Origin of the sequence: Ciceribacter azotifigens, assembly GCF_048159625.1 — a bacterium.
Lineage (GTDB): Bacteria > Pseudomonadota > Alphaproteobacteria > Rhizobiales > Rhizobiaceae > Allorhizobium > Allorhizobium azotifigens.
In genome coordinates, this window is record NZ_JBLQTA010000017.1 from 40,140 (window position 1) to 63,016 (window position 22,877).

The following is a 22,877-nucleotide window of genomic DNA, read 5'->3' on the forward strand; positions in this document are numbered from 1 at the left end:
ACGATGACCCCCGAATCCATCCTCGATATCAGGGGCCTGAAAACCGTTTTCCGGCTGCGCGACAGGGAGATTGCCGCCGTCAATGGCATCGATCTTGTCATCCGTCCCGGCGAGACAGTGGCTCTGGTAGGCGAGTCGGGTTCGGGCAAGTCGGTGACCAGCCTGTCGGTGATGCGGCTGTTGGCCCGCAAGGTCGGCGTAATCGACGCCGGTTCGATCATATTCCGCGGCAAGGATGGCAAGGTCAAGGACCTTGTCAACCTTAGCGAGGGAGAGATGCGCCACGTCCGCGGTAACGACATCGGTATGGTCTTCCAGGAGCCGATGACCAGCCTCAACCCGGTCTACACGATCGGCGATCAGATCTCGGAATCGCTGCGCGTCCACCGCGGCATCGGCAGGCGCGAGGCCTTGGAAGCCGCGGTCAGCCTGCTCGACAAGGTCGGCATTCCCGACGCCCGTCGCCGCGCCAGCCAATATCCGCATGAGATGTCCGGTGGCATGCGCCAGCGCGCGACTATCGCCATGGCGCTTGCTTGCGACCCGACGCTGCTCATCGCCGACGAGCCCACCACCGCGCTCGACGTCACCATCCAGGCGCAGATCCTCGACCTGATGCAGAAGCTGCAGCGCGAGCGCGGCATGGGTATGCTGTTCGTCACCCACAATCTCGGCGTCGTCGCCGAGATTGCCCACCGGGTCGCGGTCATGTATGCGGGCCGCATCGTTGAGGCCGGCCCGGTCGCCGAGGTCTTCCGTAATCCGCGTCACCCGTACACCGTCGGCTTGCTCAAATCGATGCCGCGGCTCGGCGCCGCCACCGAGATGAAGCGCAATGGCGAGAAGCTGGCCGCGATCCCCGGCATGGTGCCAAGTCTCGCCAACATGCCGACGGGCTGCGCCTTTGCGCCGCGTTGCACCCACGCCGTCGATGCATGCCGCACAGCCATGCCCGAACTCGCTGCGGTCGACGAAACCCACGTCAGCCGCTGTATCCGCTGGCAGGAGATCACCGCATGACCGCTGCCCCCCTCCTCTCCGTCCGTGGCCTCGCCAAGCATTACCAGACGCCCGGCGCCGCGCTGAAGATCCTGGAAAATATCTCCTTCGATATCGCCAAAGGCGAGGTGGTCGGGCTCGTCGGCGAATCCGGCAGCGGCAAGACCACGATCGGCCGCTCGGTGCTGAGGCTGATCGAGCCGACGTCGGGGGAGGTCGTGTTCGACGGCACCGACCTCACCCGGCTTTCCTCCAGCGAGATGCGGCGCCAACGCCCGCGCATGCAATACATCTTCCAGGACCCCTATGCCTCGCTGTCGCCGCGCATGACCATCGGCGAGATCCTCACCGAGGGCCTGAAGATACAGGGCATCGGCAGCAAGGCGGAACGGCTCGAACGGGCGAAGAAGGCGCTTGAGCAGGTCGAGTTGCCGGCGGACGCCATCAACCGCTACGCCCACGAGTTCTCCGGCGGCCAGCGCCAGCGCATCGGGATCGCCCGGGCGCTGACACTTTCCCCTGATTTCATTGTCGCCGACGAGCCAGTCTCGGCCCTCGACGTGTCGATCCAGGCGCAAGTGGTCAACCTGCTGCGCGACCTGCAGCAGCGGCTCGGCCTCACCATGCTATTCATCTCGCACGATCTGGCGGTGGTTGAGTACATCTGTGACCGCGTCATTGTGCTCTACCTCGGCCGCGTCATGGAGATCGCCACCGCCGAAGACCTCTACGCCCGTCCGCAGCACCCCTACACGCGGGCACTGATGTCGGCGGTTCCCTCGCCCGATCCCGCTACCAAGAAGGCGCGCCAGATCCTGAAGGGGGACATTCCGAGCTCAGCCAACCCGCCGAGCGGCTGTGTCTTCCGCACCCGCTGTCCGAAGGCGATCGACGCATGCGCCGCCGCCGTACCACAGCTGCGCGAGGTAGCGCCGGGTCACTTCAAAGCCTGCATCCGTGACGACCTGACAGACTAAATTTGCAGTTGGAGACTGAGCGTTGAACAAATTCCAAACCGACATGGCCCACGAAACGAACGAGACGCCGGCTGCTGTAGGACGGCTAATCGAGCGCAGTATGCAGGGCATTCTCGAGGTCGGACAGCGCATCGCCGGCATGGCTCCGCCGTTCGTGGCAACTTGTGCGCGCGGTTCCTCCGATCACGCCGCCGCCTACCTCAAATACGCGCTGGAGATCGCCACCGGGACGCCCGTCGTCTCGATTGGACCATCGATCGCATCGATCTACGAGGCCCCATTGCGCTTGTCTGATGTTCCGCTGGTGACGATTTCGCAATCGGGACAGAGCCCCGACCTTCTGGCGCTTCAGGCTTCGGCAAAGGCATCGGGGGCATTGACGATCGCGGTGGTCAATACCGAAGACAGTCCGGTTGCGCGCGAAGCTGACATTGTGATTTCGCTGGATGCAGGGCCGGAACGAAGCGTGGCCGCGACCAAGTCGTTCGTCAGTTCTGCGGTCGCCGTCGCTGGCATTGTTGCCGGCTGGACTTCTGACGCAGCCTTGACCCGGGCATTGATCGGGCTTCCCGAAGCTCTTGACGCAGCCTTGCGCGTCGACTGGTCCGCACTAACCCCAGCGCTGATGAAACGCAACTCGTTCTATGTGGTGGCGCGCGGCCCGACGTTTCCGATTGCCCAGGAGGCTGCGCTCAAAAGCAAGGAGACGGCCGCTCTTCATGCCGAGGCCTTCTCGCTGGCCGAGGTCATGCATGGCCCGCTGGCACTGGTCCGAGACAGCTTCCCAGTGCTTGCCTTGCTCCCGGAAGATCGCGCAGCTCGAGCCGGACGTGAGGCACTGGAGCGCCTTGTAGCTGCTGGCGGGAACGTGTTTTCAGCGTCGGAGCAGCCGGCGGCGGGCATACATCTTCCTTTCGCTTCGACAGGTCACAGCGCGCTCGATCCACTGTCGATGATCCTGTCTTTCTACTGCCTGATCGAACAGGTATGTCGCGAGCGTGGCAATGATCCCGATAGACCCGTCAACTTGCGCAAAGTCACAGAGACCGTGTAATGGATGTACTCGCTCTTTTTGGTGCGCGCGTTTTTGACGGTGCCCTTGTCCGGGAACGCGCCGCGGTTCTCGTAGCAGGCGACACGGTTATCGACGTCATTGGCGATGACGCAATTCCGAGTGATGCGCGGAAACGCGACCTTTCCGGCGGAGTGTTGGTGCCGGGCTTCATCGACCTTCAGGTCAATGGCGGCGGTGGCGTCATGCTGAATGACGGACCGAGTGCCGCGCGGATGGCGTCGATTGCACAGGCGCACCGCCATTTCGGTACGACCGGACTGCTTCCGACACTCATTACCGACACGGCGTCGGTCACCGAGTCAGCCATCGCAGCCGCTGCCGAGGCCGCCGGGACAGTACCGGGTGTCCTCGGCCTGCATCTCGAAGGACCCCACCTTGCTCCACGGCGCAGGGGAGCCCACTTGGCCGAACTGATGCGGCCGATGACTGATCAGGATGCCGAACTCCTGATAGCCGCGCGAGATCGCGTGAAGACGCTTCTTGTCACTGTGGCCGTCGAACAGGTGTCGACGAAGCTGATCCGCCGCCTCTCCGACGCCGGAATCGTCGTCAGCCTTGGCCACACGGACGCTGGATACGACGAAGCCCGCGCAGCGTTTGACGCCGGCGCAAGGTCAGCTACCCACCTGTTCAACGCCATGAGCCAGCTCGGCAATCGCGATCCAGGTGTCGTTGGTGCGGTGCTGACCGCGCCAGGCGTATCGGCAGGCGTCATTGCCGACGGTCACCACGTTCATCCCGAGACGCTTCGGATCGCCCATTCCGCGAAGCGCGGACCCGGCAGACTCTATCTCGTCACGGATGCAATGGCCTGCGTTGGCACGCAGGGGGACAGTTTCCCGCTTAACGGCCGCACCGTCTTTCGCCAGGATGGCCGGCTGATATTGGACGACGGAACACTCGCCGGCGCGGACGTCGATATGGCGTCCTGTGTTCGCTACGCTGCCAACACGCTGGGGCTCGGCCTTGAGGAGGCGCTTCGGATGGCCTCGCTCTATCCCGCTCAGCTCATCGGCGATGAATCGCGCGGCCGGATCGGCCGCGGTGCGAAGGCGGAGTTCGTGCACGTCGATGACGACTGCCGGGTCCTTGAGGTCATGTGCTTCTGATCATACCAACGCGTTCACCCAAAGGTATGCAGCGACGTCAGGGGCTAAGGATAGTCCCGGCAAAGGACCAAGCCAGTCCGCGTCGATCCCGTGAATTCGGACCGCATTGGCTGAAGCCAAACATTCTTGAAGTTAGACCTCGATGGCGACCTCGCGCCGTTCGCGCGCAGCCTTGAAAGCCGCTTCGATACAGGCGACCACATGCATGCCATCCGCACCCGTGACCGCCGGGGTGGTGCCCTTGACGATCGCATCGGCGAAGGCCTGCCACTGGCGCACGAGACCGCGGCCGGCAACATCCTGCTCGATCGACTGCTCGACCGGCTGCCACTTCATATTGCGGCCGAGTGTGACACCGCTGAAGAAGTCGACGGTCAGCGCACCCTTGTCGAAGATCAGCTCATCGCCGGAAATGAAGGCCCCGTCAGCATAGCCAATGCTGGCGACTTGGCCTGCGGCCTCGTCACCGAAGCGAAGGAGCAACAGGGCCGCATCATCGGCCTTTTGCCGATGGAATGTCGCAGCGGTTACGGCACTAACATGTGTGGCGCGGCGACCGGCGAAGGCGAGCAGGCGGTCGAGCGCATGGATACCGGCGGTGAACAGCATACCGCCACCGGTCGCCGGATCGAGGTGCCAGTCGCGACGATTTCCCTCCATCCACAGCTTGATCATGCGGCTCGAGCCATAGCGCATGCGACCCAGTTCGCCCGTGTCAATGATCCGCTTCGCGGCGATGAAGGGTAACGAGAAGCGCATCGTATGTCCGGGCATGAGCATCACACCCGCCTTTTCGGCGGCCGCGAGTACCCGGCGACACTCGGCGACTGTCGGTGCCAAGGGCTTTTCTATCATGATGTGCTTTCCCGCCTCGGCGCAGGCTATCGCCACATCGGTGTGCAGGTGGTGCGGGAGTGCCACGACGACCGCCTCAACGCCGGGATCGGCGAGCAGATCGTGATAGTCGAGGTAACCCTTGCCGCCAAACTGATCGGTGAAGGTCTTGAGGCCCTCGGGGTCATTGCGACAGGCGGCGACGAGTTCGGCGTTGGTGACGGACTGCAGCGCCTTTGCATGTGCGGCGCCGAAGTGGCCGGCACCGATAATGCCAATATTGAGCATCCTAGACTCCTCTGAGCGCATAACAGCGATCGATGATTTCCATTGCGCGTTGGTGATCAGCCAGCGATACGGCCGGTGGACGGCCATCCTGAAGACGCCGCAGTGCATCAGCCATGACGTCATCGTAGCGTCGGGCTGGCGGCGTTACTGGCAGGTCGCGCTCATCCTCGTCGTCGAGCGTCGTGAGTGTCAGCCGATCACCGAGATCGCTTAACGTCGCGTTTCTTGCGGAAACGCGCCACTCGAAGATGCCGCGCGTCATGGAGGCGAAAGTGTAGCCGGCCTCGATCAAGCCGATCATGCCGTCTGCGGCGCGCAACACGACGACCGCATAATCCTCAACTTCTGTGCCGTGAAGCGGACGGCCGAGCGATGCGCTGGTTACCGCGACCGGCTGGTCACCGGCAAGAGTGAGGAACGCGCTAATGCCGTGGATACCTAGGTTGCGCAGCGCCCCTCCCCCACCGACTTCGCGATCGAGTACCCAGGAAACTCCATCGTTCACATAACGTTGCGGCGGGCCATTGATGAGGCGGAAATACGAATGCGAAATCGCTCCGAGTCGCGCGGCCCCATCAAGGCTGCGTATCGCGGCCATCATTCCGAGCCCATGCGGCAGTGCCATCGCGACAAAGGCCTTGTTTCGTCCAGCCGCGGCGATCAGTGGCTTGACCCCGGCGGCAGAGGTGCCGATCGGCTTTTCGATCAGCATTGGCACGCCTGCGTCTATGACCGCGAGGCCGCGTTCAGCAATCTCGAAAGGCCGCCCCATAACCACGGCGAAGTCTGCGGCCGCCAGCGCCTCCCGGAGGCTAGCAGCGGGCAAACAGCTGAACTTGGCGGCGAACGTCTGCACCGCCTCGGGCTCGGGGTCCCACGCTGCTCCGATCACTGCTCCTGTCGTCAATGCAGCATTGGCATGCATATACGAATGCCAGTGGCTCACACCTAAGAAGGCGATTCTCATCCCTGCTCCACATATACGATTAAAGGATATCCTATAAGTTAACAGTTACTATTTCATGCCTCTCAGCAGCTTGCAAGCGAAGAATCCGTGCCACGTCCACACCCTGCATCGGGTTATCTGCTTGCGTGGGCACCTGTTGGGCGCCCAAAGCGGCGTCGGAGCACATCGACCGGTCTCCGATTACCGCCCAGCACAGCACGGTCGTGCCGGCCCTGACCAGGAGCCCAGCGGCAGCCTTGTGGCATCGCCGGGCCTTCCTGGACGAAGTCCAACGTTTCCTTGAATAGCAGCATGCCTCGTATCGCGCTCACATCTATGGACGCACCGCAGCCAAGCTGGATCACAACGCCGACCTCCAATAACCACGGCGCGGAGCCCCGGGATTTCACAAGGAAGACCCGCCCATCAAATATCCAAGCGGGCGAAACCCCGAACCGGAGCTGCCTAATCTCAATACTTGATAAAGCTCCGTCGCAACGCTCCCGACCCAGGTGGTGGTGGATGGGCGCGATCCCGCCTTCAAAAAGCCGAGCAAGTTCGTCGGGCCGGTCTATGAGCGGAGCGAATCGGATGCGCGGGCCAAGGCGGCGGGATGGACTATCGCCGCCGATGGCGACAAATGGCGCCGGGTCGTGGCATCGCCCAAGCCGGTCGACATCCCCGACTTCAGGATCATCAGGCTTCTGTCGACACCGTAATTTGCAAGAACTGGACCCGGATCCGCATCAACGAAAATGCCGGCCGCGAACGAAACGATGAGGTAGCCGTGCGCCACGCGCACGTCGAAGAAGGGGTTCGCCCTGGCCGCTGCCTCGTCGATGTGGGCGTAGCAGTTGTCTCCGGCGAAGCGGGCAAAGTGCTCAATGTCGTCGAGCGTCACCGCCCGCGTGGCCGTCACGTGCGCTGCATGTAGCGCTTGACGCCCCACATGCCGCCGAGCTCCTCGGCGACTTTGGGATCATTGGTGAACTCGGAAGCTACAAGCGAGCCCTTGCCCTTGTGAGCGAGTGCAAACGCTTCCTCGATGTCGCCATAGGGCATCACGGTGGAAACCGGACCGGATGCCTCGACGTCCTGCAGAACGACGCCCGCCTCTCGAGCCAGCAGATCGCCAGACGGGTCTACAGTTCGCCGTGGTCGGTCTAGCGTCGCATTTTGTGCGATGGAAGATGCCGAAGTGATCAGCGATTTCCCTCACGGTCGATGAAGAAACGCTGGGTCTGCGCGAGATCATCCTGGTTAATGTCAGCCTTGACCGACATACCCCGGAAACGACGGCGGCCTTTGCGGATTTCGTGCGAAATTCACCCCAGGCGCTCGAATGCTATTTGGGAACCGGGTCATACGACTACGCGCTGAAGGTCGTGGCCGCCGATATGAGAAGCCATTTCGATTTCCCCAGAAAGGCATGATCCGGCTGGGCTTCATCGGCAAGACGGACTCGACCGTCGTGATGAGCAAGATCAAGGAGACGTCTAAGATCGCCAGCGAGATCATCCCGCGCCGACTGCCGTGATTTTCGCATACGAATGAGCGCCACTACCTCGAGGATAGCCCCGCCATCGAAGACCATGACGCCGGTCCCGTCGAGATCGAGCAGGAATTCAAGAGTCTCGATCGCTACGCCCATCGGGCGCCGCTGCCATGGTCAGGTAGGGTTCGCCGACATGGCAGGGAGCAACCCCGTTATGGAGAAATGACGCCGGGATCGAATCCATGAAGGGACTAGAACAGCGCGGACTCGGCTCCACGGTCCCGACGCAACCTATGCCGTCAGATAGGCGGAAATGACAGCAGCGATCTGATCCGGGTTCAGCGCCCCCATTTGTGAGCCCATCAAGGCGTCCAGCTGTTCCCTGGAAAGGTTCGTAATGTCTTCCGTGGACAAGCCCGCGATTCCGGATGAACTGAACGACTCAACGTCGGCGGTCGAGAAGGTCGCCAATCCCTCCGAAGTCAGGGCATTCACCTGCGCGGCCGTCAGTGCATTGACCTGGCTGGGCGAAAGGGCTTCCGCCTGTGCGGTCGTCAGCGCGGCGATGACCCCGGTCGTCAGGCCCGGAACCGCGCCCGTGCTCAGGGCGGCAATCTGGGCAGTCGAGAGACCCGCAATGTCGTCGGCCCCGAGGGCTGCGGCTTGTACGGCGTTCAACGCGCCGATCTGCGCGGTCGACAATGCTGCGACCTGTCCGGCACTCATCGCAGCCACCTGATTGTAGTTCAGCGCGCCAATCTGGCTTGCTGTCAGTGTCTGGATCTGGGAGGTGGACAGAGCGGCGACGACGCCCGTTGACAGGCCCTTGATGGCGGACGTGCTGATCGCGGCGAGTTCCGCGGTCGAGAAGGTCGCAAGGTCTTCGATGGTCAGCCCGGCCAGTCCGTCTGCGCTGAGGGAGGCAATCTGCGCCGTCGAGAGCCTGTCGATCTGTTCGGCACTGAGGGCGCCAACCTGCGCGCTGCTCAGCCCGGCGACGGCGGAGGTGCCGAGGGCGGCGATTTCGTCTGCGGAAAGAGCGGCGATGAATTCCGTGGACAGACCCTTGATGGCGGAAGAGTTGATCGCGGCGAGTTGCCCGTTGGAAAGGATTCCCAGAGATTCCGGAGTCAGACCCGCGACCCCTTCCGCAGTCAAGGCGGCGATCTGACTGGTGGAGAGCGTCTCGAGCTGCTCGACATTGAACACCCCGAGCTGGGCGCCGGTCAGGCCGGAAACGCCGATTGTGCTCAGGGCCGCAATCTGCGCCGTCGAGAATGCCGCGATCCCATCTGCGCCGAGAGCGGCAACCTGCGTCGACGTCATTGCGGCAACCTGGGCCGGGCGCAACGCTTCGATCTGCCCGAGGCCGAGGGCTGCGACCTGGGCGGTCGTCAGGCCCGATATGCCGGCCGTACCGAGTGCCGCGATCTGGCTCGTCGAAAGCGCGGCGATCGTACCAGTGGACAGCCCCGCGATCGCGCTGGCACCGATCGCGGCTATATCCGCGGTCGAGAACACCTCCAGTTCCTCCGTGCTCAGAACGGCAATCTGTGCCGAACTCAACGCGGCGATCTGGGCGGACCCCAGCGCTTCGATCTGGTCGATGTTAAGGGCGGCGATCTGATCGGTGGAGAGGCCCGGGACCCCGGCAGCGCTGAGGGCCGCAATCTGGCTCGTGGAGAGCGCTGCGATCATGCTCGTGGACAGACCGGACATGGCTCTCGAACTGATTGCGGCAATATCCGCAGTCGAGAATCTCGCAAGACCATCCGGACTGAGGGCTGCGATCTGCGCCGCGCTCATCGCAGCGATCTGGACAGGACCGAGTGCCGTTACCTGCTCGTTGCCGAGGGCCGCTATCTGGCTGCTCGACAATCCCGCGACACCGCTTGCGGCGAGCGCGGCGATCTGGGCGGTCGAAAAGGCAGTTATGCCGTCCACGCCGAGAGCGGCGACCTGCTTCGAGTTCAAGGCGGCGACCTGGACGGTCGTCAGGGCTTCGATCTGGTCTCTGGTCAACCCGGCGACCTGCGCGGAGGACAGGCCCGAAACGCCGGCGGCGCTGAGCGCGGCGACCTGCGCCGTCGAAAGTGCCGCGATCACGCTCGTGGAGAGGCCCGATATCGCGCTCGAGCCGATGGCGGCGATATCCTTTGTGGAGAATGCGGCAATGTCGTTCGCATCGAACGCGGCAAGCTGCACCGAGCTGAAGGCGGCGATCTGGGTGGGGGAGAGAGCCTCGACCTGACCGGGGCTCAGGGCGGCCATCTGATCCGTGGTGAGGCCACCGACACCGTTTGCATTCAGGGCGGCGACCTGGGCCGTCGACAATGCCGCTATACCGCCCGTGCCGAGAGCGGCCAGCTGCCTCGAACTCAGCGCGGCAATCTGGGTGGTCGTCAGCGCCTTGATCTGGTCCGTACCCAGTCCGGCGATCTGGGCGGTGGAAAGACCCGCTATGCCGGCGGTGCCGAGCGCCGCGATCTGGCCCATGGAGAGCGCAGCGAGCGTGCTTGTCGACAGACCTGCGATTGCGCTCGCTGTGATCGCAGCAATGTCGGCTGTCGAAAATACCCCGAGATCATCGATGCTGAGGGCCGCGATCTGCACCGAACTCAATGCTGCAACCTGAGACGGGCTCAGAGCCTCCGCCTGGGCAAGGCTGAGAGCGGCGATCTGGCTTGTGGAGAGGCCTGCAACACTGCCCGGCTTTAGGGCGGCAATCTGGTCGGTCGAGAGGCTCCCAACGCCGCCAGTCCCCAGAGCAGCGACCTGCCTCGAGTTCAGCGCAGCGATCTGTTCGGTGGTGAGGGCTTCAATCTGGCTCGTCGTCAGTCCGGCGATTTGCGCGGCGGAGAGGCTCGAAATGCTAGCGGTGCTCAGCGCCGCGATCTGGCTCGTCGAAAGGGCCGCAATCATGCTCGCAGACAGGCCCGCTATGGCATCCGGAGCGATCGTCGCGATGTCCCTGGTCGAGAACGCGGCGATGTCGTTCGCATCGAGGACGGCGAGCTGTGCAGCGCTGAGGGCGAGAACCTGGACAGGGGTCAGCGCCTCCAGCTGGCCGCTGCCGAGCGCTATCATCTGGGCCGTCGACAGGCCCGAAATTCCGGCCGTGCTCAAGGCGGCTATCTGCGCTGTCGAGAGGGCGGCCACGACGGCCGTTGAGAGGCCCGGTATTGCGCTCGACCCGATGGCGGCCATGTCTTTGGTGGAGAAGGCGGCAATGTCGTCCGCATCGAGGGCGGCGAGTTGAGCAGAGCTCAGGGCCGCGACCTGCGCGGGGGTGAGAGCCCCGATGCGGTCGATGCTCATCGCCGCGATCTGGCCGGTGGACAGACCGGATATGCCGGCCGTGCCCAGAGCGGCGATCTGGGTGGCCGACAGCACCGCCATGTTCGCCGTTCCCAGAGCGGCGACCTGATCGGAAGTCAGCGCTGCGACCTGCCTGGTGTTCAAGGTGCCGATTTGCGCCGAACTCAGGGCGGTGATCTGGCTGGTCGTAAGGCCCGATACGCCGCTCACGCTCAAAGCCGCGATTTGCGCGGCCGAGAGAGAAGCGACAGCGGATGTTGCAAGACCGGAGATCGCATCCCGGGAGAGGGCTGCGATATCGCTGCTCGAAAACGTCGCGATGTCATCCGCATCAAGGACGGCGAGCTGCGCGGAAGTCAGGGCGGCGACCTGGGCAGGCGTCAAGGCCTCGATCTGGCTGTTGCCGAGCGCATTGACCTGTCTCGTCGACAGGCCCGAAATGCCGGCCGCGCTCAGAGCGGCGATATGGTCGGTCGAAAGGGCCGCGATGCCGTCGGTGCCCAGCGCAGCCACCTGGGCCGCGCTCAAGACGGCGACCTGTCTGGTGCTCAGGGAGGCGATCTGCGCGCTGCTGAGCGCGGCGATCTGGCCTGCGGTTAGTCCCCGGATGCCGGCCGTGCCAAGGGCCGCTAGCTGGTCTGTCGAGAGAGCCGCGATGTCGTCGGTCCCCAACGCACCCGCCTGGGCTGCATTCAGCGCCGCAAGCTGGTCCGTACCCAGGGCGGCGATCTGGTCGGTGGCCAAGGCCGCGACCTGAGCCGTCGTCAACCCCGCAAGCGCGCCGCTGCCCAAGGCGGCGATCTGACCCGTGGTGAGCGCTGCCACGGCGTCTGTGGAAAGACCGGATATGGCACTCGCGCTGAGCGCGGCGATCTCGGCGGTGGTAAATGTCGCGATGCCGTCCGCCGCCAGGGCTGCGAGCTGCGCCGACGTCAGGACCGCGACCTGGACGGAAGACAGCGCCTCGACCTGCGCAGTACTGAGCGCGTCGATCTGGTTGGCGGTCAGGCCCCTCACGGACCTGGCGCTCAATGCGGCGATCTGGTCGGTCGAGAGCGCGGCGATGACGCTCGTAGACAGGCCGGCTATGGCGGCCGAGCCGATCGCTGCAATGTCGTCGGTCGAAAAGGTCGCCAGGTCCTCCGCGGTCAGAGCTGCAAGCTGGGAGGAACTGAGGGCGCGAACCTGTGCAGGGGTCAAGGCGGCCACCTGTCCGGTCGACAGGGCTTCCAGTTGAAGGCTGCTCAAGGCGCCAATGGCGCCGGCATTCAAGGCGGCGATCTGAGCTGACGAAAATGCCGCGAGGTTTTCGGGCTCGAGGCCCGCAATCTGGGTCGAATTCAGTGCCGCCACCTGCTTCGTTCCCAGCGCGGCAATCTGGCTCTGGCTCAGGGCGTCGAACTGAGCCGCGGTCAGACCCCCGATCGCACTCGTACTCAAGGCTGCGATCTGCTCGGCGGAAAGCGCCGAGAGAGCTGCTGTCGTCATGCTTCCGATCGCCTTGCCGGTGATCGCCGCGATCTCGGCGGTCGAAAACGTCGCTATGTCGTCCGCTCCGAGGGTCGCAAGCTGCGCCGGGCTCAGGACCGCGACCTGCCGGGCGTTCAGCCCCGCGATCTGGGTGGCGCTCAGCGCGTCGATCTGGGCGGTCGTCAGACCACCGATCGCACCCGTGCTCAAGGCCGCGATCTGATCGGTGGACAGTGCCGCGAGCACGCCGGTCGTCAGGCCACTGATCGCATTGCTGGTGATCGCAGCAATCTCGGCCGTCGAGAATGTCGCGAGCCCCTGCGCCCCGAGGGCGGTGAGCTGCGCCCCGCTGAGTGCCCTAACCTGGGTCATGTTCAGCGCCTCGGCCTGCGCTGTCGAGAGGGCGCCAATCTGAGCGCTCGTCAGGCCCCCGATCGCATTCGTGGCAAATGCAGCAATCTGGTCGGTGGAGAGTGCCGCGACGGCTTGTGTGGTCAGGGCCGAGACCTGTCTCGACAGCAAGGCTCTGATCTGCGTGGTCGAGAGCGCCCCGGCCTGATCGGGCGACAAGGCGGCGATCTGATTGGTCGTCAGACCTCCGATCGCGCTCATGCTCAGGGCCGCAATCTGGTCGGTGGAAAGCGCCGAGAGAATTCCTGTCGTCAGGCCGCCGACCGCCTTGTTGGTGATCGCGGCTATGTCGGCGGTCGAGAACGTCGCAAGTCCCTGGGCTCCGAGCGCCGTAAGCTGCGCCGCGCTCAATGCTCTCACCTGTGCGACGGACAGTGCCTCGGCCTGCGCCGTCGACAAGGTGCCGAGCTGCAGAGCCGTCAGGCCGGACACCGAACTCGTGTTCAACGCGGCAATCTGGTCGGCGGACAGCGCCGCGACGGCTTGTGTGGTCAGGGCCGAGACTTGCCTTGCGAGCAATGCTCTGACTTGCGTGACGGTGAGCGCCGCCGCCTGTTCAGGCGACAAAGCGGCGACCTGGCCCGTCATCAGCCCCCCGACAGCGCTCGTGCTCAGGGCGGCTATCTGACCGGTTGACAGCGCCGCGAGGATGCCGGCCGTCAGTCCCCCAACTGTCTTGTTGGTGATTGCGGCAATCTCGGCCGTCGAGAACGTCGCGACCCGCTGTGCCCCGAGGGCTGAGAGCTGCGCCGCGCTGAGTGCCCTCACCTGTACAACGGATAACGCCTCGGCCTGGGCAGTCGAGAGGCTGGCAAGCTGCGCGGTCGTCAGACCCGCCACGGCACCCGTGTTCAGGGCGGCAATCTGGTCGGTTGAGAGCGACGCAAGGACATCCGTCGTCAGGCCGGAGATCGCCCTGCTCGTGATCGCCGTGATATCGGCAAGCGAAAACGTCGCAAGGTCCTCGGCACTCAGCGTTGAAAGCTGTGATGCGCCGAGGGCGCCGACTTGAGACGACGTCAAGGCTTCCGCCTGCACGGTGGTGAGCGCGCCGATCTGCGCACCGGTGAGGGCGGCCACCTGGCCGGTACTCAGGCTCTTGATGTCGAGCTGATCCAGGACAGCCAGCTGCTCCAGCGTCAGGCCGACGATCGCACCGACGGAAATGGCGTTCAACTGCCGCGCATTGAGGACGTCGACGTCCTCCGCGTCCAGGGCGGCGACCTGTGCAGCGGACAGCACGCTGATCTGCTGCGTCGACAGCAATCCCACGTCTTCGGTGGTCCAGGCCTTGACCTCGGCCGTCGAGAGAGACCTGATCTGGCTCGTGCTCAGCGAAGGTATTGTCGAGGTCATGCGTGAAGGCCCCCTGATATTGCCCGGCGTCTGAAACAATTCACTTTGACAGCAGCGTCGGGGAACGTGTGCAATCGCCCTCGAGAGAGTCCCGGGCACCAGCTCCCGCGGCGCTTGCCACCCGCCCGGTCACGCGCCCAGATTGCAGTCGTTCACCCGGATCCACCGCCCAGCAAGAAACCTTATTGGTTCACCCGGCTTGCCCGAACCTGTTGGTTGTGGCCGCGGTCGACGATTTCCCGGTGAATATCTCGCCGGGCGAGCCCTCCCTGCAGAGCTCGCGCCCGGGCGATCACAGCGATGCCCGCAAGCCTTCGGTCCGCAAAGGCAAAAGGTCCACCTGTTCCGAAGGAACGTCGTGTGGCCGGACCGGCGGATGCAGGAACGCCGGCATTCGCTCCCCTCCGGCGCGGGCGGAAAGGTAGCGCCGCGCGGTATCCAGCGCCTCGCGCACGGTGACGTCCATATCGAGATAGCGATAGGTCCCGAGTCGGCCGACGAAGGTCACGGAATGCTCCTCAACCGCACGCGCAGCGTATCGGGCGAGTTGCTCTGTGTCCTCCACCAGCCGGATCGGATAGTAGGGAACGTCATCCACGCCACAGGCACGCGAAAACTCGCGATAGCAGACCGACCCGGTACGGTCTTCCCACGGCGAGAAATGCTTGTGTTCGGTCACCCGCGTATAGGGCACCGACACGTCGGCGTAGTTCATCACGGCGCAGCCCTGATAATCACCGTCATAGGTGAAGCGTTCGAAATCCAGTGTGCGATAACCGAGGCGGCCGAATTCGTAATCGAAATAGCCGTCCAGAGGACCGGAATAGAACACGTGATCGAAGTCGCCCTGCCGGCCGCGAAGGAAGCGCGTCTCAAGGTGGACCGCGACATTCGCGTGATCGAGGATCCTGCTGACCATGTCGGTATAACCGTGTTGCGGCATGCCCTGGTGTTTGTGGAAGAAGTAGTTGTCGTCGTAATTGAACCGCAGCGGGAGCCGCTTCAAAATGGAGGACGGCAGCTGGGCCGGCGAGCACCCCCATTGCTTCTGTGTGTAGCCCTTAAGGAAGGCTTCGTAGAGTTCGCGGCCGACGAAACGCAGTGCCTGTTCCTCGAAGGTCTGCGGGTTCGATATGCTCCGGTCGGCGAGATCGGCGATGAAGGCTCGCGCCTCCTCCGGCCTGAACGCCTTGCCGAAGAACTGATTGATCGTATGAAGGTTGATCGGAAGGGAATAGACCTCACCCTTCACCGTCGTCTTGACCCGGTTCCTGTACGGCATGAACGTCTGGAAACGGTTGACGTAATCCCAGACCTCGCGGTCATCCGTGTGAAAGATGTGCGGTCCATAAACGTGGACCATGACACCGGTTTCCCGATCGCGCTCGGTATGACAATTGCCGGCGACGTGGGTGCGTATGTCGAAGACGTCGACTTCATGCCCGGCTTCTGCCAGCTCGCGCGCGATGACCGCTCCGGAGAGACCCGCGCCGACGACAGCGATCCTTTCAACGCGCGGCGTAAACCGGCTCTTGCCGCTCATGCCTGCCCTCGCGCATGTCTGTGCGCGGTCGCTTCCGTCCACAGCCGGCCGTCGTGCTGGAGAGGCGAGAAATCGTGCCATTCGGCCAGCTTTTCGAGGTAGCGCCGACGGTAGGCGGCGTCCTGTGAAAACGCCGTGTTCTCCTGTACGAGTTCCGTCCCGATCTCATAGTAGACGTCGAGATTGCGCAGGTCCGGCACGGGCGTCTCGCCGCGCTCGCATTCCCCCTGCATCTGCCAGAAGAGCTCCTCGAGCCGCCGGGCGAGGGCCGGAATATCGCGCAGCACGCTGGCTTCCCTCGCCGCCGCCAGAGCCTGCCTGATGCCGGCGAGCCTGTCCCGGTCTTTCGCAAGGGCGATTGCCGTTTCGACGTAATGGTCCGGATCCGCGCAAATGGTGTCCGCAATACCCGCTGCGGCGACGATGCTGTGGCAGAAGCGGGCGGCAAAACTCTTGCCGGGGACGGTAAGCACCGGCAGTCCGACGGTCAGCGCGTCAGCCGCCGTCGAGTGGGCGCCATAGGGGAAGGTGTCGAGGAAGAGATCGGCGGCAGCAATGCGCGCGAGATGCTTGGCATTCGCTGCCTTCGGCGCAAAGATCAGCCTTTCCGGCGTCACGCCGGCGCTCTCGGCCGCCTTGCGCAGACGCTGGTCGGTGCCGTCACCGCCACTCAGGAGCCAGAGCACGCTGCCGGGCGTCGCGGCAAGAATCTTCATCCACTGCGCGAAGGTGCCTTCAGTCACCTTCTGCATGCCATTGAAGCAGGCGAAGACAAAAGCCTCTTCCGGAAGCCCCACTCCCGCGCGACCTGGTTTTTCAGCAATGACGCGCTTGCGGTCCAGCGGTTGGCTGCAGGCAATTCGCAGCACCTTTTCCGAATAGTAGATCTCGTTTTCCGGCGGGACGATGTGATCGTCGGTAATCATGTATTGATGGAAGGGGCTGCCCATCGAGCCCGGGTAACCGCAGAAGTTGACGATAACCGGTGCGGGCCGGTAGGCGAAGATCCTGGTTCTGGCGCCTCTGGTGTAACCGTTGACATCGACGAGGATGTCGATCTCGTCTGCAGCAATCTGCCGCGCAGCCTCCACGTCGCTCACTGCCGCGATGTCGCGCCAGCAGTCGACCGCCGCCTTCATTCTTGCCTGCGTTGCATCGTCGCCGGCCGGCTCGCCGCAATAGTAGGCATAGACCTCAACGCTTTCCTTGTCGTGCAGTTCCAGCACCTCGCGAAGCGCAAAACCGACGGCGTGATCACGCAGGTCCGACGAGACATAGCCCACTCGAAGCCGCTCGCCGGTTCCCGACTTCCGCCTGGGATTACCGCGCGCAAACCCGCTGACGTCGGGACGCCCGACAAAGGACTTGTTGTAACGATAGGCCTTGGCGAGCTGGAACAGCGGATCGTCCGAATAGCAGGCAAGCGTCAAGGGCGACATCGCGTCGAGCAGCTGTCGCGTGGAGACATGGTCAGACGATACGAGCACCGGCCACTTGCACTGGCGCTGCCTGAGCGCACTCCAGTGCTGGCCTGCCTCCGTCTTGTCGGGGCGCAATTCGATGGCCTGCCACAGGGCGGTTTCCGCCTCGTCCAGCAGGCCTGCATTTTCCATCACCCGGCCGATATGCTGAAGCGCCATGAGGCGATGTGCGAGCCGGTCGGCCGTACTGTCGGCCGTCATCTCCACGAAACTTCGCCACTGCCCGATGGCCTGCGTGGCGGCACCGCCATCCTCGAAGGCGCGACCGAGATTGATGTGGGCCGGCCCGAACTGCGGGTCGAGTTTCAGGCAGGCGCGCAAGGCGTGGATCGATCCCGCGATATCGCCAAGCTGGCGCAGCGTCACCGAATAGTTGAAATAGACGAGATGAAGAAAGGGATGACCTTCGTTGAACGCAATCCAGACCTTGTAGATCTCGGCCGCATCTGCGCCTTTCCCGGCGGCACTCCGACCTTCCGCGAGCATGAGCAGGTCCGCCAGGGGCAGACCGTGAATGCCGGCAGCAACCGAGATTCCGGCAAATCGCGGAGCGGACGTCCGCGCGGATGTGTCGTCGTTGGTCATCCGTCGAATTGATGATCTGGCCGATGGCGTTGCAAGCGTCGGCTGCGGATTTCCCCGGCTTAATTTTCCGACAATTGGTCTGTCGCGCACAGAGCTAAAATCGCGGGCGCCAGAGCGGTTTCAGGAGCTCGAGGATAACAAGCACCGCTATTCCGGCTCCAACCGACAGTGCGAGATCGTCTCCGTGCAGCGTTCCGAAGTGAAACAGGTCGCTGGCTACCGGCCATGCGAGCGAAAGCCCGAGAATGCCTGCCACACCAGAAAGCACGAATTTTAGAGCCCGGTTGGGCCGCCGCAAGGCCGACCATATCGAGGCACTGAAGCTGCGATTCACGAAGATCAGCGCAACGATCGTCGTTACCAACGCAAAGAAGGCGAGTGCCCGCGCCTCGTCTTCCGGCAAGCCGCGCCGGTAGGCAATGATGTAGATCGCCGCCACAAGGGCAAAAGCTAATAGCCCTTGCAAAAGGCTCCAGACGATCAATCGCGGCGAAAACAGGGGCTCATCCGGCGTTCGCGGGGGACGTCGCATGATATCGTCCTCTTCGGTCTCCGCCTCGAAGGCAAGTGTACACACTGGATCAATCACCATTTCCAGAAACGCAATATGGATCGGACTGAAAATGATCGGCAGTCCAAAGATCAGCGGAAGCAGCCCAAGACCTGCGATCGGCACATGCACGGCGACGATGAAACCCATCGCCTTGCGCAGGTTGTCATAAATGCGCCGACCCAAACGGACGGCCTTTACCACCGACCCGAAATCATCATCGAGCAGCACAATAGAGGACGCCTCGCGGGCCACGTCAGTCCCGCGTTCCCCCATCGCGATTCCGATATGGGCCGCCTTCAATGAAGGCGCATCATTGACGCCGTCGCCGGTCATCGCGACAATCTCGCCATCGGCCTTGAGCGCATTGACAATCCGGAGTTTCTGCTCGGGCATGATGCGGGCGAAGACCGTTACCGTGCCGACATGCTGCGCCAGTTCCGTATCGGTGTAGCGCCCCAGTTCCTCCCCGGTCATGATGCGCCGCGACTCCAGCCCCGCTTGCTTGGCGATTGCGCCGGCTGTCGTGGAGTAATCGCCGGTTATCATCACAAGACGGATGCCGGCCGAACGGCACTCGGCCACGGCATCACGCACGCCCGCCCGCAGGGGATCGGCCAGTCCCACCAGTCCCAGATACTCGAAGGCAAAGCCACGCGGATCTTCCGGCAGGCTCTCGTTGCCGACTTGCGCCTGGGCGACACCCAGAACCCGCCGACCCTCGGCGGCCATGGCGTCCATCGAGGATTTCATGGCAGCCCGCCCAGCGGACGAAGCATTGCACAGATCCGCAATCGCCTCGGGTGCGCCCTTGGCCGCAACGATGAGTTTGCCATCGTCTCGCCAGACATGGGTCACCGCCAGCAATTCAGGCGTCAATCCATAGACCCGCACAAGCGACCGGCGTTCCCGAGGCTTGCCTTCAAACGTATGATGGCCAAGTTCATGGAACGCCCTTTCCATGGGATCGAAGGGCTCCGGCGCGCTCGCGAGGACGCCGGACCGGACAAGGTCATGAAAGGCGGGCGGAAGCTGGTCTCCCGCCGCCTTCACCGCGATCGCGGTTCCGTCCTTCAGTCGCAGTTCGGCAACCGACATGCGGTTTTCGGTCAACGTTCCTGTCTTGTCGCTGCAGAGAACGGTCGCCGAACCGAGCGTCTCGATAGCCGATGCCCGCCGCGTAAGCACGCGCGCCCGGGAAATCCGCCATGCGCCCATCGCCATGAATACGGTCAGCACCACCGGAAACTCTTCGGGCAGCATGGACATGCCCAGCGCAATGCCTGCGAGCACAGCATCGAGCCATGCCCCGCGAAACAGTCCGTATAGCACGACCGCCAGAACGCTTACTGCGCCGCCGACAAGTCCAAACAGGCGAACGAGGCGCCGCATCTGGATCTGCAGACGGGGCGGTTCGGGTTCAAGGGTGCTCAGGGATTGACCGATCTTGCCAATTTCGCTGCGTGCACCCGTCGCTGTCACTTCCGCAATGCCCGTGCCGCGAACGATCAATGTCCCAGAAAACACCTGCGGAAGATCATCGCCGCCCGGCCGCCCCACAGCGTCGGAAACGGCAAGCGTACATGCCCGCTTGCGCACCGGCACGGCCTCGCCAGTGAGCAGCGATTCATCAGCCTGCAAATCTTGGCAATCCCGAAGCAGAGCATCGGCGGGAACACGGTCGCCTTCCGAGAGGATCACAATGTCGCCGCGCACAACCTCCCGCCCGGCAATGCGTTTGCGCGCGCCATCCCGGACCACAAGGGCGCGCGGACTGGTGAGATCACGCAGTGCTTCCAGCACACGCTCTGTGCGTGTTTCCTGCACGACGGTGATCACAATCGACGCCAGGGCAAAGGCCAGAAGGATCAGAGCCTCCTTAAGATCTCCCAGTGCAAGATAGATGACGCCGCCGCCGAGCAGCAGCGCCAGCATCGGTTCGCGCATGACTTCAAGAACAATGCGCAGTGCCGTGCGCCGGTCGCCGCGCGGAAGTTCGTTAAATCCTTCGGACGCCAGGCGGGCTTGTGCTTCACTTTCGCTGAGGCCGGTCGGTTGGGATGTCGATAGGCTCTCGTCGTTCATGCTTTCTACCCATCCCTCTCCTGGTCGGTCGTTGTCGCATACCGCTGGACCTCGCGCCTGTGCCCGACAGGCAATGGGGTGCGTTCCTGGACGCGGCGAGCCGCCCGCGTGCTCCGTGGTCAAACTTCTCACTCCCGAGGAGGATGACAACCATCGAATCGGGCGGGAACTAAAAACGTTGATTGCGGAGCCTGTCTTCCACGTCAATCGGATAGAGGTATTGAGGGGCTCGTCCAGGAATACGTTTTCGCCGAGCTGTGCGAGGCGGTGATCATCTCGTTTGCGGCGGAGAACGAGGCGCGGGCACGGGCCATGATCGCGGCAAAGGACAACGTCTCGAGGAAGCTCGAAGACCTGACCGCGCTTGCCCGGCAACTCCGCCAGGAGGAGATCACCAACGAGGTCATCGAACTGGCCGACCAGGTGGACGATCCCGCCGGCCCGTCCGGTACGCGGAACGCATCGGGACGCAGCCGGAATAAGCCGTAGCATCGCGCCGAAGCGCCGTCATCCGAACGCAGCCGGCTCCACGGTCCTATCCCGACCGGCCGGCGCGCCGGTCTCGACTGGCCAGATTGGCGACCAGATCACCGAAACGGTCACCTTGAACCGCCACGTGACTGCGCAAACGCTCGCGCGCAGCGATCGCGTCGCCGGCAAGAATGGCCTCGACGATTTGCCCATGTTCACTGAACGAGGTCCTCATGCGGTTGCGGACCCTGAGCTGGAGACGACGATAAGGACGAAGGCGGCGATGCAGCGCGGTGCACTGCTCCTCCAGGAAGCCACTGTGGCTCGCCGCATAGATCGCCTGATGGAAGCTCTCGTTCTCATAGTAATAGCGGTCCGGATCCTCGCTTGCCGCAGCCTCCTTGCACTTTTCGTGAGCGGCGAGAAGCGCGGCGCTGTCCTCGTTCGTATGCCGACGCGCGGCAAGGGATCCTGCCATGCCTTCGAGCTCCGCCATCACCTCAAACATTTCGAAGACGCGCTGGGGGGCCGGATCGACCACGACGGCCCCCCTTCGTGGCCTGATCTCGATGAGGCCGATCGCACTCAGCTGCATCAGAGCTTCACGGATGGGGGTACGGGAAACCCCGAAGCGGGTTGCAAGCTGGGTTTCATCAAGGCGCTCCCCCGGCGCGAACTCGCCCGTCACAATGCCGTTCTCGATGCTGTCTCGCAGCTTATAGAAGATATTCTCGCTCATTCCTGCCCAACTCGCCCCAGATATGCGTCACCTCAATTCTTGTATACAAGATTATTGACTTTGTGCGCAAGATGACTGCATCCTTATACCACCGGCGGGAGGGCCGGAACACCAGGGAGGAAACGATGAGTATTTTTCGACGGACGCTGATGGCATCCGCAGTCGCCGTAATCGGCAGCCTCGCCGTGACCGCAGCCGATGCCCAAACCGTACTGAAGGCCTCGCACCAGTTCCCGGGAGGAAAGGGCGACATCCGCGACGAAATGGTGCAGCTGATCGCAAGGGAAGTGGCAGCAGCCAATGTCGGCCTCGAAATCCAGGTATTTCCGGGATCATCGCTCTACAAGCCGAACGACCAGTGGAACGCCGTCACGCGCGGTCTTCTCGACATGACATCTTTCCCGCTGGACTATGCCTCGGGTCGCCATCCGGAATTCTCCGCAACGCTGATGCCCGGGCTCGTCGGAAACTTCGACCGCGCGGCCCGGCTCAACGATTCAGAATTCATGCAGGACATCAAGAAGGTCATAGAGGACGCCGGCGCAATCGTGATCTCGGACGCCTGGCTCTCCGGTGCATTCGCGTCGAAGAAGAGTTGCATCACCTCGCCCGACACGATCAAGGGACAGGTGATCCGCGCGGCGGGACCGGCCTTCGAAGAGATGCTGGTGGCAGCAGGCGCGTCGATCTCTTCCATGCCCTCTTCGGAAATCTACACGGGCATGCAGACCGGCGTGCTCGACGCTGCCAACACATCTTCGGCGAGCTTCGTCTCCTATCGGCTCTTCGAGCAGGCCAAATGCCTCACCGCGCCCGGCGAGAACGCACTCTGGTTCATGTACGAGCCGGTGCTGATGTCAAAGCGAGTCTTCGAAGGCCTGACGGAAGAGCAGCAGAAGGCGATCCTCGCCGCTGGAGAAAGGGCCGAGACCTACTTCAACGAAGAGGTCCGCAAGGGCGACCAGGTCATGATCGACACCTACAAGAAGGCAGGCGTCGAAGTCGTCCAGATGTCGAAGGAGGACTTCGATGCCTGGCTCGAAGTTGCCAAGGCGTCCTCCTACAAGAACTTCGCCGCCAACGTGCCCGGCGGCGAGAAGCTCATCGAAAAGGCCCTTGCCGTGAAGTGAGAACAGTGACCGAGG

Annotated in this window: 14 protein-coding genes and 2 pseudogenes; 7 read left to right on the forward strand and 9 right to left on the reverse strand. The window is 63.3% G+C overall.

What is annotated here, in order from left to right:
• Window positions 1–3 precede the first annotated feature (3 nt).
• From ACM6UT_RS19545 to nagA, 4 genes are read left to right on the forward strand one after another with little or no spacing between them, the layout of a single operon-like run.
• Window positions 4–1,020, forward strand: coding sequence for an ABC transporter ATP-binding protein (locus ACM6UT_RS19545; RefSeq protein WP_416799021.1), 1,017 nt, complete (start codon window positions 4–6; stop codon window positions 1,018–1,020).
• Complete coding sequence (locus tag ACM6UT_RS19550; protein ID WP_416799022.1) at window positions 1,017–1,976, forward strand: ABC transporter ATP-binding protein; 960 nt, start codon at window positions 1,017–1,019, stop codon at window positions 1,974–1,976. The genes ACM6UT_RS19545 and ACM6UT_RS19550 overlap by 4 nt, the downstream gene beginning before the upstream one ends.
• Before the next feature lie 22 nt (window positions 1,977–1,998).
• Window positions 1,999–3,030 (forward strand): SIS domain-containing protein, encoded by a 1,032-nt coding sequence (locus ACM6UT_RS19555; protein WP_416799023.1) that lies wholly within the window; start codon window positions 1,999–2,001, stop codon window positions 3,028–3,030.
• The gene (gene nagA / locus ACM6UT_RS19560) at window positions 3,030–4,160 is read left to right on the forward strand and encodes an N-acetylglucosamine-6-phosphate deacetylase (RefSeq protein ID WP_416799024.1); all 1,131 of its coding nucleotides are present in this window, start codon (window positions 3,030–3,032) and stop codon (window positions 4,158–4,160) included. The genes ACM6UT_RS19555 and nagA overlap by 1 nt, the downstream gene beginning before the upstream one ends.
• Window positions 4,161–4,292: 132 nt before the next feature.
• On the opposite strand, the gene ACM6UT_RS19565 is transcribed toward nagA, so the two are convergent.
• The 8 genes and pseudogenes from ACM6UT_RS19565 to ACM6UT_RS19600 form a co-directional block, all read right to left on the reverse strand.
• A complete protein-coding gene (locus tag ACM6UT_RS19565; RefSeq protein ID WP_416799025.1) occupies window positions 4,293–5,282 on the reverse strand; it encodes a Gfo/Idh/MocA family protein in 990 nt (329 codons plus the stop codon).
• Window position 5,283: 1 nt separating this feature from the next.
• Window positions 5,284–6,249, reverse strand: a complete 966-nt coding sequence (locus ACM6UT_RS19570) for a Gfo/Idh/MocA family protein (RefSeq protein ID WP_416799026.1) — start codon at window positions 6,247–6,249, stop codon at window positions 5,284–5,286.
• A gap of 685 nt (window positions 6,250–6,934) precedes the next feature.
• Window positions 6,935–7,341, reverse strand: a pseudogene (locus ACM6UT_RS19575) (MaoC/PaaZ C-terminal domain-containing protein); the annotation flags it as partial.
• Between the two features lie 256 nt (window positions 7,342–7,597).
• Window positions 7,598–7,879, reverse strand: a complete 282-nt coding sequence (locus ACM6UT_RS19580; protein ID WP_416799068.1) for a hypothetical protein — start codon at window positions 7,877–7,879, stop codon at window positions 7,598–7,600.
• 135 nt (window positions 7,880–8,014) lie between these two features.
• On the reverse strand, window positions 8,015–14,278 hold the full coding sequence (locus ACM6UT_RS19585) for a beta strand repeat-containing protein (protein WP_416799027.1): 6,264 nt from the start codon (window positions 14,276–14,278) through the stop codon (window positions 8,015–8,017).
• 292 nt (window positions 14,279–14,570) lie between these two features.
• Window positions 14,571–15,821 carry a UDP-galactopyranose/dTDP-fucopyranose mutase family protein gene (locus tag ACM6UT_RS19590; RefSeq protein WP_416799028.1) on the reverse strand — a complete coding sequence of 417 codons (1,251 nt, stop codon included), beginning with the start codon at window positions 15,819–15,821 and terminating at the stop codon, window positions 14,571–14,573.
• Window positions 15,818–17,887, reverse strand: a complete 2,070-nt coding sequence (locus ACM6UT_RS19595) for an O-linked N-acetylglucosamine transferase, SPINDLY family protein (RefSeq protein WP_416799029.1) — start codon at window positions 17,885–17,887, stop codon at window positions 15,818–15,820. Before ACM6UT_RS19595 ends, ACM6UT_RS19590 begins: the two co-directional genes overlap by 4 nt.
• Before the next feature lie 94 nt (window positions 17,888–17,981).
• The gene (locus ACM6UT_RS19600) at window positions 17,982–20,522 is read right to left on the reverse strand and encodes a cation-translocating P-type ATPase (RefSeq protein WP_416799030.1); all 2,541 of its coding nucleotides are present in this window, start codon (window positions 20,520–20,522) and stop codon (window positions 17,982–17,984) included.
• 91 nt (window positions 20,523–20,613) lie between these two features.
• Here ACM6UT_RS19600 and ACM6UT_RS23495 point away from each other — a divergent pair.
• A pseudogene (locus ACM6UT_RS23495) lies at window positions 20,614–20,745 on the forward strand (IS110 family transposase); the annotation flags it as partial.
• Between the two features lie 44 nt (window positions 20,746–20,789).
• A complete protein-coding gene (locus tag ACM6UT_RS19605; RefSeq protein WP_416799031.1) occupies window positions 20,790–21,011 on the forward strand; it encodes a F0F1 ATP synthase subunit gamma in 222 nt (73 codons plus the stop codon).
• A gap of 46 nt (window positions 21,012–21,057) precedes the next feature.
• Here ACM6UT_RS19605 and ACM6UT_RS19610 read toward each other — a convergent pair whose 3' ends face one another.
• Window positions 21,058–21,732 (reverse strand): GntR family transcriptional regulator, encoded by a 675-nt coding sequence (locus tag ACM6UT_RS19610; RefSeq protein WP_416799032.1) that lies wholly within the window; start codon window positions 21,730–21,732, stop codon window positions 21,058–21,060.
• A 125-nt stretch (window positions 21,733–21,857) separates the two neighbouring features.
• Here ACM6UT_RS19610 and ACM6UT_RS19615 point away from each other — a divergent pair, with 125 nt between their 5' ends.
• Window positions 21,858–22,862, forward strand: coding sequence for a TRAP transporter substrate-binding protein (locus ACM6UT_RS19615; protein ID WP_416799033.1), 1,005 nt, complete (start codon window positions 21,858–21,860; stop codon window positions 22,860–22,862).
• The last annotated feature ends 15 nt before the right edge of the window (window positions 22,863–22,877 follow it).